At 36.3% G+C, this 11859-nt stretch carries 11 protein-coding genes; 8 read left to right on the forward strand and 3 right to left on the reverse strand.

From position 1 onward, the window contains the following. Positions 1–8: 8 nt before the first annotated feature. From EK417_RS05505 to EK417_RS05515, 3 genes are all read left to right on the forward strand, one after another. Complete coding sequence (locus EK417_RS05505; RefSeq protein ID WP_076594520.1) at positions 9–404, forward strand: acyl-CoA thioesterase; 396 nt, start codon at positions 9–11, stop codon at positions 402–404. Next, entirely contained in the window at positions 401–961 is a 561-nt protein-coding gene (locus EK417_RS05510; protein WP_076594519.1) for a helix-turn-helix domain-containing protein, read from the forward strand. Before EK417_RS05505 ends, EK417_RS05510 begins: the two co-directional genes overlap by 4 nt. A 202-nt stretch (positions 962–1163) precedes the next feature. After that, positions 1164–4004 (forward strand): heavy metal translocating P-type ATPase, encoded by a 2841-nt coding sequence (locus EK417_RS05515; RefSeq protein ID WP_136521560.1) that lies wholly within the window; start codon positions 1164–1166, stop codon positions 4002–4004. Between the two features lie 239 nt (positions 4005–4243). Here the strand turns inward: EK417_RS05515 and EK417_RS05520 are convergent, their stop codons facing one another. Continuing rightward, positions 4244–5068, reverse strand: coding sequence for a hypothetical protein (locus EK417_RS05520; protein WP_136521561.1), 825 nt, complete (start codon positions 5066–5068; stop codon positions 4244–4246). Between the two features lie 269 nt (positions 5069–5337). Between EK417_RS05520 and EK417_RS05525 the strand changes: the two genes are divergently transcribed. From EK417_RS05525 to EK417_RS05540, 4 genes are all read left to right on the forward strand, one after another. Then, entirely contained in the window at positions 5338–6207 is an 870-nt protein-coding gene (locus tag EK417_RS05525) for a polysaccharide deacetylase family protein (protein ID WP_076594517.1), read from the forward strand. Between the two features lie 74 nt (positions 6208–6281). Next, on the forward strand, positions 6282–6941 hold the full coding sequence (locus tag EK417_RS05530; protein WP_136521562.1) for a YggS family pyridoxal phosphate-dependent enzyme: 660 nt from the start codon (positions 6282–6284) through the stop codon (positions 6939–6941). A 56-nt stretch (positions 6942–6997) separates the two neighbouring features. After that, positions 6998–8182, forward strand: a complete 1185-nt coding sequence (locus EK417_RS05535) for a sigma-54-dependent transcriptional regulator (RefSeq protein WP_110366016.1) — start codon at positions 6998–7000, stop codon at positions 8180–8182. A 101-nt stretch (positions 8183–8283) separates the two neighbouring features. Next, the gene (locus EK417_RS05540) at positions 8284–9645 is read left to right on the forward strand and encodes an MATE family efflux transporter (protein WP_076594514.1); all 1362 of its coding nucleotides are present in this window, start codon (positions 8284–8286) and stop codon (positions 9643–9645) included. A gap of 173 nt (positions 9646–9818) precedes the next feature. On the opposite strand, the gene EK417_RS05545 is transcribed toward EK417_RS05540, so the two are convergent. Together EK417_RS05545 and EK417_RS05550 are read right to left on the reverse strand one after the other, a co-directional pair. After that, positions 9819–10322, reverse strand: a complete 504-nt coding sequence (locus EK417_RS05545) for a GNAT family N-acetyltransferase (RefSeq protein WP_136521563.1) — start codon at positions 10320–10322, stop codon at positions 9819–9821. A 153-nt stretch (positions 10323–10475) separates the two neighbouring features. After that, positions 10476–11039 (reverse strand): Crp/Fnr family transcriptional regulator, encoded by a 564-nt coding sequence (locus EK417_RS05550; protein ID WP_136521564.1) that lies wholly within the window; start codon positions 11037–11039, stop codon positions 10476–10478. A 76-nt stretch (positions 11040–11115) separates the two neighbouring features. Here EK417_RS05550 and EK417_RS05555 point away from each other — a divergent pair, with 76 nt between their 5' ends. Next, a complete protein-coding gene (locus tag EK417_RS05555) occupies positions 11116–11805 on the forward strand; it encodes an HAD family hydrolase (RefSeq protein WP_136521565.1) in 690 nt (229 codons plus the stop codon). Positions 11806–11859: the final 54 nt, after the last annotated feature.

Below are 11859 nucleotides of genomic sequence, written 5' to 3' on the forward strand. Positions count from 1 at the left end.
ATTAACAGATGAACTACCATACCAGAAAATGGGTAAAGCCCGAAGATTTAAACCCCAATCATTCACTTTTCGGAGGAAGACTTCTTCAATGGATAGATGAAGAGGCTGCTCTTTATGCTATTATTCAGTTAGAAAATACCAAAGTAGTAACCAAATTTATTTCTGAAATCAACTTTGTCAGCTCAGCCAAACAAGGAGATATTATAGAGATAGGAATTGAAGCTACTCATTTCGGATCTTCTTCTATTACTTTAAGATGTGATGTAAGAAACAAAATGACTCATCAAACCATCATTACTGTAGAAAGAATTGTCATGGTGAACCTTAACGAAGAAGGCAATCCTGCTCCTCATGGCAAAACCCAGATAGAATTTGTAAAAGACAGGTTAAACAACAACCTATGAAGATCTTTATAAAAAATATGGTCTGCAACAGATGCATTGCGGCGGTAGAAACTATTTTCCGTAATGCAGAGGTAAAGACAGCGAATGTTTTACTGGGAGAAGTTGAAACAGAATCTGATATTTCTGCTCAAACAATGCATATCATAGAAAAAGAGCTGCTTGATACAGGTTTTGAAAGGATTATGGACTCTGCTCATCAGATCGTAGAAAAAATTAAAAACCTGATTATTGTCAAAATAAGTGATCTTGATATCCCGGAAGACTTCCTGCTTTCTGAATTTTTAAGTTCAAAACTTCACAAAGATTACAGCGCTCTTTCAAAAACATTTTCACAAAACGAAAATATCACATTAGAGCAGTTTTTCATTCTTCAGAAAATTGAAAAAGTGAAGGAGCTTCTTTTATACAACGAATTCAATCTTACCGAAATTGCAGGAAAACTCGGTTATAAGAGTGTACAGCACCTTTCTTCCCAGTTCCGTAATGTGACCGGATTCACACCCACTGAATTCAAAAAGCTCAAAGAACATCATCGCAAACCGCTTGACAATCTATAAGTTTGAGTGTTTAGGAGTAAAGGAATTAAATATTCCTATTTCACTTACAAACTCTCATACCTTACAACTCTCAAACCCTCTTACTCTTATAATCTCCCACCCTCAAACTCTTCCACTCCACCTAATTTTATAACTATTATCCTTAAATTTATAACAACCTTCGTTTTCCATTGTGGAAATTTGCAGTATAAATTTAAGAATCATGGAACAACAGTATAAAATACTCGGAATGACCTGTTCCGGCTGCCAGAAAAAGATATCAAATCAACTGAACAGTGTTGATGGTGTTAAAGCCGATGTTAATCTGGAAAACAATACAGTCACCATCACTTCCGATCATGAAGTAAAACTTTCAGTATTAAATGATGCTCTGGCAGAAATAGGAAAATACATACTTGAAGATCCCAATACTCCTGAGACAGCCTTCGCAAAACCTCAGGACCGTGTATCGCCTTCTTCAGTATACTATTGTCCAATGGAATGCGAAGGAGATAAAGTATATTTCAAACAGGGTGAAAGATGTCCTGTCTGCAAAATGTATCTGGTTCCTATTGAAGAAAAGCTGGCTAAAGATCCTAATCATAAACCAGCTTATTCATCAACCAACCTTCCTGAAAGCTTTAAAGATAGTATAGGGAAGCATTATTGTCCAATGTTTTGCGAAGGCGACAAAGTATATGATGAGAAAGGAAGTTGCCCTGTTTGTCATATGGATTTAGAACCGATTACGGAAGAAATTGCCCAAAAAGCAAATTCGCACCAGCATCACTCTCATTTTCAAAGCCATAGTTATGAAACGCCTAAAGTAACTGATGAAATGGCAGGAAGATATTACTGTCCCATGTATTGTGAAGGCGACAAAACCTACGATTCCAATGTAGGATGTCCGGTTTGCGGAATGGACCTTGTAAAATATCCTGAAAAGAAAACCGCAAAATACACCTGTCCTATGCATCCGGAAGTCATTTGTGACGAACCGGGAGACTGCCCTATCTGTGGAATGGATCTCGTAAGAATGCCCGACAGCAGTGATAATGATGAAGATGAAACTTACAATATATTAAAAAGAAAATTCATTACTTCCCTGGCGTTTACTATACCGGTTTTCATTCTCTCAATGGGAGGAATGTTAATCAACTTTCCTTTCTCTCATCAGATTCAGGGATTTATTGAACTTGCTTTAACACTTCCGGTGATGTTTTATTCAGGCTGGTTCCTGTTGAAAAGAGGCTGGGTTTCATTCAAAACATGGAACCTCAATATGTTCAGTCTTATTGTTCTTGGGATTGCTGCAGCATTTATTTTCAGTATTGTTGCTCTGATATTTCCAGACATTATTCCACATGAAATCCGTGGACACAATCATGAAATCCCATTGTATTTTGAGGCAGTCTGTGTGATTTTAACCCTTGTCATTTTAGGTCAGCTGATGGAAGCCGCAGCCCATAAAAAAACAGGAAATGCCATCAAAGAATTAATGAACCTTTCACCGGATGAAGCCAACCTTATGGTAAATGGTGAAGAAAAGAAAGTGCTGCTTTCCCAGGTAAAAATAGGAGATTTATTAAAAGTAAAACCTGGTGAAAAAATTCCTGTAGACGGAAAAATCACTGAGGGTAATTCTATTGTAGACGAAAGTATGATTACCGGAGAACCTGTTCCTGTTGAAAAAAATGTAGACGATAAAGTATCTTCCGGTACCATCAACGGAAATCAGGTATTCATTATGAAGGCAGAAAAGGTAGGCGATGAAACTCTGCTTTCCCAAATCATTAAAATGGTGAATGAAGCCAGCCGCAGTAAAGCTCCTATCCAGAAACTTACAGATAAGGTTTCAAAAGTATTTGTACCTGCAGTCATTCTTATTGCTGTGCTTACTTTTGTTTTGTGGCAATTCTTCGGTCCGGAAGGAAAAAGAACCTTATTTGCTTTTGTGAATGCGGTTGCCGTTTTAATTGTGGCTTGTCCCTGTGCACTTGGGCTGGCAACTCCCATGTCTTTAATGGTAGGAATCGGGAAAGGTGCTAAAAACGGAATCCTTATCAAAAATGCAGAAGCTCTTGAGCAGATGAATAAAGTAAATGTTTTGATTACTGATAAAACAGGAACTTTAACAGAAGGGAAACCTTCAGTAGAACATATTGAAACAGTAAACGGAGATCAGCATCAGATTTTAAAACTGGCTTTTTCTTTGAATCAGAATTCTGAACATCCGCTTTCCAATGCTGTCATAAAAAGAGCAAAAGAAGAGAATCTGACGGCTGAAAAAGCAGATCAGTTTGAAAATATCTCCGGAAAAGGAGTCAAAGGAAATATCAACGGCAAGACCGCTTATCTTGGAAATGAAAGTCTATTGACCTCGCATCAGATTATGATTCCGAAGAGCTTAAAACAGAAAGCATTAGAAGTTCAGTCTAAAGCCCATACGATTTCTTATATCGCACAGGATCAGCAGGTGCTGGGATTTGTAAGCTTTACAGATAAAATCAAAGAAAGCTCTAAAAAAGCCATAAAACAGCTGATGAGTGAAGGAATAGACGTCATCATGATGACAGGAGACAATGAACATACTGCCAAAGCCGTTGCTGATGAGTTAGGAATTAAAAATTTCAAAGCCAACTGTCTTCCTGAAGATAAACTGAATGAAGTAAAAAAACTGCAGCAGCAGGGTAAAATCGTAGCGATGACCGGAGACGGGATTAATGACTCTCCTGCCCTTGCACAATCTGATGTGGGAATTGCGATGGGAACAGGAACAGATGTTGCGATTGAAAGTGCTGAGATCACTTTATTAAAAGGAGATATCTTAGGTGTTGCAAAAGCTAAATTACTGAGTGAAAAGCTCCTCAAAAACATTAAAGAAAATCTGTTTTTCGCATTCATTTATAATGTTTTGGGTGTTCCGGTAGCGGCAGGATTATTGTATCCATTCTTTGGAATTCTGCTATCTCCGATGATTGCAGCTGCAGCAATGAGCTTCAGTTCATTATCTGTCATTCTGAATTCATTAAGGTTAAATTCTGTAGATCTGGATATACAATAATATCTTCTACATAATATGAATTGATGTGTCCCTTCCAGTGAAAACAGTTTCAACAGGTTTAGCCTGACAATGCTTAAAAATTCCGGCTGGTATTCGGGTTGTCACCCTGAGCCTGTAGAAGGGCTGTCAATAAGAAAACCTTTGTTAATCATTAATCTCGAGTATTAATTAAAAGGATAAGCCAATAAATGAGTTTTGTCTTTCTGTAATAACAAAACTCATTTATATATTGATATGCATTATTTTTCCATTAAAACATCAACATTGATGGACGGTTCTCCTGAAGAATATTTTTGCCATTCTCCAAAATAATTTCTGTAGTATGTGTTTTTTGAAAATGCGAAGATATTTCCCCCCAAATAAAGCTCTCCTTTAAAATCTTCAGAAACACGAAATGAAACAAAAAAATCTTGATCTATCCAGATATTTTTATCTGAAACATCAAGACTTAATGTATTATTTTTAATATCATCCTTGGTAAATGTAAGTTTTAAAGTTTCATTCACCTGAGACTCACCTGGAAGATCATTTATAGAATTTTGAACATCAAAGATAATTGCAACAGGCTGTTCAAAAGAAAAATAAGCTAAGCTGATATTAATATTCTTTATTTTAATTCTTTTATTATTCTTTACCTTAATAGCATATTCCCGGAATAGCCTTTCTGGCTTATCAGAATTGTACCCTCCATAAGAACGCTTTGAATTTTTAGTTCCGAAGTTTTTCGTTATATATTTTTTGGAGATAACTTCGATATTGGGAATTTCAATGGATTTATTTTTAAGTAAAACAGTATGATCTGGCAAAACCAAAAAATCAGAAAGTTTCATACGGAAAGTTTCATATCCACTTATCTCTACTTTTACAACTTTACTTTTTGCTATATCCGTAATATCAAGAGTATAGTTTCCTGCATGATCGGTAATATCCCCTACATTCTCATTTTCCACTCCAATTCTTGCATCCGACACCGGGCCTTCTTTATCTGTTAAAATTCTTCCAGAAATCTTCTGAGCAGAAAATTGCCCGGCCAAAAGAACAATAATTAAATATCTAAAACTCATCAATATCAAAATAATCATGCAATATAGTAACAATATTGAAATTCCAGCATTAGTAGAAAAAAACTATCGTTTTCATATTTATAAATGTTAAATTTTACAGAAAAGCAGATCATAAATTTACAATTCATCAGGTAATGCAAACATCGTTTAAAATAAAGTTCTTAAAATAAACTTAAAAAGAAAAATACCTGCACAGCATGGCATATAATTTGTTAATTTTCAGCTGTTATTTTTAACGATTTTTAACAATTTAATACTCCATTATCTTTATGAAAAAAATTTTTGCGGGAAAGTCAAAAAATATGACTTTTCTAGGGATGGTTGCATTGATGAGTGCAACTTCGGCTTTATTAAACAGCTGTAATTTCAAGAATGAGGTGAACAATGTCCCCGTCGTCAGTTCACAGGAACATCCTTCCGCAGAAATAATCCCCAATAATATGGATGATGAAAGTGTTGATCCGGATAAAAGAGTAATCTACCTTACCTTTGATGACGGCCCCAATCAGGGAACTGAAAATCTTTTAAAAATCCTGGACAAAAGAAATGTTTGCGCCACTGCCTTTCTGGTAGGGAAACATGCTTATGGCAGTAAAAAACAGAAGGATGACCTTCTCTTGCTTAAGCAAAACCCCTTGATAGAACTGGCGAACCATAGCTTTTCCCATGCCCACAACAAATACACAGATTTTTATAAAAATGCTGATGCTGTAGTTCACGATTTTGATATCGCCAAAGACAGCCTGAAACTTACCGATAAAATAGCACGAACTCCCGGAAGAAATATCTGGAGGCTCAACAATATTAATGTAACAGATATTAAAAGTTCTACTGTGGCAGCAGATGGTCTTAAAAAAGCCGGTTATAAAGTAATTGGCTGGGATCTTGAATGGAGGCCTTCTCAAAAAATGACTTTAAAAGGAAGTCATGAGGCCATGATTAAGAAAGTAGACAGCATTTTCCTGAACGATCTTGAGAAAACATCCAGACACCTGGTATTCCTTACTCACGATCAGTATCTGAGAGATGCGGATTCTATCAATGAGCTGGACATGTTTATTGAAAAACTGCAGAAGAGCAACAGGTTTGTCTTCAGAAAAATCTCTCAGTATCCAAAGATCAATGAGGTTCTGAATTAATTTTACTGTAAAAGTACCGTGTAAAATGTATTCATCACTGGCAACTGTCAGGGAATTTTCGGAAATTTGCAACTATGAGTATTAAAGAAAATTATAAAACTATAAAAGACCAGCTCCCATCGGATGTCCAGCTGGTTGCTGTTTCAAAAACACATCCGGCTTCTGCAGTACAGGAAGTATACGATCTTGGACAAAAGGTTTTTGGAGAAAACAAAGTACAGGAACTGATGGAAAAAGCCCCTCATCTTCCTCAGGATATACAATGGCATCTGATTGGTCACTTACAGACCAACAAAGTGAAATACATTGCTTCCTTCATAGATACCATACAAAGTGTGGATTCTGAAAAATTATTAACAGAAATCAATAAAGAAGCAGGAAAGAATAACAGAATCATTAAAGTTCTTCTGCAGGTAAAAATTGCAGCTGAAGAAAGCAAGTTCGGGCTTGATATTTCCGAAGCCAAAGATCTTTTCCAACAATACACTGAAGGCAGATTTCCTCATGTTGAAGTTACCGGACTGATGGGAATGGCTACATTCACTGACGATGAGCAGCAGGTTAGAAATGAATTTTTAACATTAAAGATGCTTTTTGATGAATTAAATCAATTAAAAACTTTAAATACCTTATCAATGGGAATGAGTGACGATTTCCCTATAGCCATTGAGTGTGGGGCTAACTCTGTAAGGGTTGGATCTGCCATTTTTGGGAGAAGAGACTACTCCAAATAGAATATTTAGGTACAGTTTTTGCTAATAATTGAAACAAAAAATTTAAATTTGCAACTATGCAAAAAATCCTTATAGTAGAAGACGAAAAAGCAATCTCGGGAGTACTTCACAGTATTCTTTCGGATGAACTCACCGATTATGAATTTGTTATCGCCGAAGATGGCCTTGAAGGTTACAAACAGGTAGAAAAAGAAGATTTCGCACTGGTGATTTCCGATATTAAGATGCCTAAAGTTTCAGGAACCGAACTTTTGAAGCAAAGCCTTGCATTAAAACCAGAAACTACTTTTATCATGATCTCAGGCCACGCAGATATTGATTCTGCCGTTTCCTGTTTAAAGGAGGGTGCATACGATTTTATCTCCAAACCAATTGATATCAACAGATTGATTACAAGTGTGAAAAACGCATTGGTTAAAGAGACTCTGAAGAAAGAAAACAAAAATCTTCAGACTGAAAATAAAACCTTAAAGAAAAAAGTAAGCAAAAAATACCAGATGATTGGTACATCTCCTGCTCTTCAAAAGATTCAGGATATGATCGAAAAGGTAGCCGTTTCCGACGCCAGAGTTCTGATCACAGGACCTAACGGTGCAGGAAAAGAGCTGGTTGCTCATGCTATCCATAATCAGAGTGACCGGGCAAGAGGTCCTATGATAGAAGTAAACTGTGCTGCGATTCCGTCTGAACTAATTGAATCTGAACTTTTCGGGCATGTAAAAGGATCTTTTACGGGGGCTATTAAAGATAAGCAGGGAAAATTTGAGCAGGCAAATGGTGGTACTATCTTCCTTGATGAGATTGGAGATATGAGCCTTATTGCTCAGGCTAAAGTACTGAGAGCGCTACAGGAAAGCAAAGTTTCTCCTGTGGGAAGTGATAAAGAAATCAAAGTTGATGTAAGAGTAATTGCAGCAACGAATAAAAATATGCAGAAAGAAATTGAGGAAGGAAAATTCAGAGAAGATCTTTACCACAGACTTTCTGTTATTGAAATCTATGTTCCGCCATTGGATGAAAGAAAAGAGGACATCAAATTATTGGTTGAGCATTTTTCAGGCATGATTGCTGATGAGCATGGTACTGCTACGAAAAAGTTTGATGATAAAGCTATTGATGCTTTAAAAGCACTTTCATGGACTGGAAATATCAGAGAGTTAAGGAATGTTGTCGAGAGATTGATTATTCTTGGTGGAAACACTGTTTCTGAAGGTGACGTTGCAAGTTTTGTAAGGAAATAATAAACTATTATTTACCATATTATAAAAATTTGCAGTGTTACCACTGCAAATTTTTTTTTTGACCCTATTTGAATGATAAACTATATGAATCTTAAAATATTATGAACTTTTTAAACAAAAACTATACAAAGGAATGCCTGACTTTGGCTCTGCCTGTGATGCTTACCCAGGTGGGGCAGGTTTCAGTAAACTTATTCGACAATATTATTGTCGGAAAACTGTTGGGTGCTGATGCACTGGCATCCGTTTCATTGGGAAATGCTGTTTTTTTCTCCATATTTGTGTTAGCCCTGGGGTTTTCATTCGCCATACCGCCATTGGTTTCGGAGGCGCATTCCAAAGAGGATCATGCTACGATCAATTCTGTATTCAGCCACGGTTTTATTATCAATATGTCTGTCGGAATTATTCTGATGGTCATTCTCCTTTTGGGAATGCCACTCCTCTATCATTCGGGACAGCCTGCCAAGATTATTCCTGATACCGTAGGTTTCTTAAGTATTATGGTAGTCAGTATGATTCCATTCATGGCATTTCAGACGCTTCGTGAAGTTTCTGAAGGTTTATCCTATACCATTGGAGTTACCAAAGCAACCATTATTGCGAATATCATCAATATTGCCTTAAACTATGTCTTTATCAAAGGACTTTGGGGAATTCCGGCAATGGGGGTACAGGGATCCGCACTGGCCACCTTGATTTCCAGAATCTTCATGGTGGTTTTCCTTTATTTTGTGTTGGTAAAAGAAGAAAGAACAAGACGTTATATCAAGGACTTTTCTTTAAAAATTCAGGATTTCTCAAAGCAGATGTTTGATAAAATGGTGAGACTTGGATTACCTACAGCTTTACAGATGTTCTTTGAAGTAACCGCTTTTGCCGGAGCTGCTTTTATCTGTGGACTGATCTCTGCTCACGATATTGCTTCTCACCAGATTGCTTTAAGCATGGCTTCATTTACCTTCAATTTATGTGTAGGCTTCAGTGTTGCCTCTACGGTAATGATTGGCAGAAAACTGGGGGAACAGAATTTTGTGGAACTGAGAAAAGTAGGAATCAACAACCTGAAAATTGCCTTTATTTTCATGTGTATCTGTGGATTGGTATTTATTTTAGGCAGAAATATCCTTCCGACTTTCTTCACGAAAAAAGAAGAAGTGGAAGTTATTACCCTGGCTGCAAAACTGATGATCATCGCTGCTTTATTCCAGCTTTCTGATGGAATTCAGGTAACAGCTTTGGGAATGCTGAGAGGTTTGCAGGATGTGAAAATTCCTTCTATTTATACCTTCATTGCCTATTGGGTAATTACTATTCCATTAGGATATTTCTTCTGTGTTACTTTGGAAATGGGCGCATTCGGAATGTGGATTGCACTTGGGCTGGGATTAACAGTCTCCGCTGTTTTCCTGGTGAAACGATTCCTGAATATGTCTGCGAAAAGAATTAAGCAGAATTCATAAAACAAAATAGCTGTTTCAGATTTGAGACAGCTATTTTTATATTCTTTCGCTTTTTTGCTTAACCGCAGATTTCACGGATGAGCACAGATGATTGTGCATAATTCTTTTTTATAGATTAAATGATTATAAACCTGTTTTACAAGTTTATCTTTTCTCTTTCTCCACAATTATAATTAATCTATTCTTTTTCCTAAAATCTTCAGACTTCTCTCCACGCCATCCAGAATCGCTACATTAGGAAGACTTCCCCAATCTTCAAATCCAAAATGCCTGAACAGTTTTAAACTGGGTTCATTATGAAGGAAAATAAGCGCTACAAGGTTTTTTACTCCAAACTTTCCGGCGTTATCAATGCAATACTGAAGAATAGTTTTTCCATACCCTTTTCCTCTGGAGGTTTCATCCAGATAAATGCTCACTTCTACCGTACCATTGTAAGCCGCTCTTTCATGGAATGAACTGAAACTTACCCAACCAACGGTTTGCTCCTGGCTATCTTCAACTACCCAAAGAGGTCTTGTCTGAGGATTGTGTTCTTCAAACCACTTTAGTTTACTTTCTACAGAGACTTCTTCCATATCTGCAGTGACCATTCTTGAAGCAATGGTTGAGTTGTAGATGGCCACGATTTTATTTAAATCTGCCAACTCAGCATTTCTGAATTTTAATGTTTCCATGAATATTGTAATTCAACTTATTCTCATACAAAAATACTAAATTTTAAAAACACCCTTTCAAAACACATACTTAATTTATTAAATTTTAATATTTAAACCAGCATACCCCTTTGAAATACTATCAAAACACAAGACATTGTATTTGCGAAAAAATTATTTCAAATCTTTTAAAATTCTATTTAAACTTCTTACTGCAATTCCGAGGTAAGCCGCCATATCTTCTTTGGAAATCTGAATATTCTGCTTAGACTGCATTTGAAGCAATTGTTTTAAAGTATGTTCTACCGTATAGAGTTGTTGATAGGAAGCTCTGCTGGATGTATTGATAATTCGTTCCGCAAAAGACTCTAAAAGAAGATTATTCAGTGCGAGATCATTTTTTATCAAAGATCTGAAAGCAGGAATTTTTACTGCGTATGCTTCAACTTCCGTAAGAGCCTCAATACTACACAGGCAGTTTATATTTTTAATCAATTCCACTTCACCGATTATTTCTCCACTTCCCAGAAACTCAACAATATATTCTTTTCCGTTCTCTTCTACTAAATAACATTTGACAATGCCTTCTTTAATCAGCATGACATGAGAAAGCTGATGATCCTGTATAAGCACTTTATCCCCTGCAGAAAAGAGTTTTACTATAATATTATCACTATCATTCTGCTTTTCATACAGATCATTGAGATAGTTTAAAAATGCCTGATTCGTTCTTAACATATTCACCCGGGACAAATGTCCTTTTGTTATTGAGTTTTTATATTGAATTTTGCGGAAAGAAAATTACAAAACAAAAATGAATAATCATATTACTACGATTGCCTTTGATGCAGATGACACACTTTGGATCAACGAACCTTATTTTCAGGAAGCAGAAAAAGAATTCTGCAGGCTGCTTGAAGATTATCTTCCACAGCATTCAATATCACAGGAATTGTTTAAAACAGAAATGCAGAATCTTCATTTATATGGCTATGGAGTAAAAGGATTTATGCTTTGCATGATTGAAACCATCGGTAGAGTTTCTAATAATACAGCATCATTGGAACTAGTAAACAAAGCTATCCAGCTAGGTCAGGAACTTCTTCAGAAACCCATTGAATTGCTTGATGGCGTTACTGAAACCCTTGAAAGCTTAAAGGGAAAATACAGACTGGTTGTCGCTACAAAAGGGGATCTTCTGGATCAGGAACGTAAACTTAAAAATTCGGGATTACAGGATTATTTTCATCACATTGAAATCATGAGTGACAAAAAAGAACACGATTACAAAAAGCTTTTGAAACATCTGGACTGCCAGCCTGAAAACTTTCTGATGCTTGGAAATTCTATCAAATCAGATGTTTTACCAGTGTTGGAAATTGGAGGATCTGCCGCTCATATTCCTTATCATATCACCTGGAGTCATGAACAGCATGATGTAAACCTGGAACATCCGAATTTTATGGAGCTTAAGAGTATTGATGAGATTTTGAAGCGCTTTTAACTACAATATAACTAACACCCCAACTTCCTTATTATTTTTTTTAATCAAAAAAAG

The sequence above is a fragment of the Chryseobacterium candidae genome (assembly GCF_004916905.1).
In the GTDB taxonomy this organism is placed as follows: Bacteria; Bacteroidota; Bacteroidia; order Flavobacteriales; family Weeksellaceae; genus Chryseobacterium; species Chryseobacterium candidae.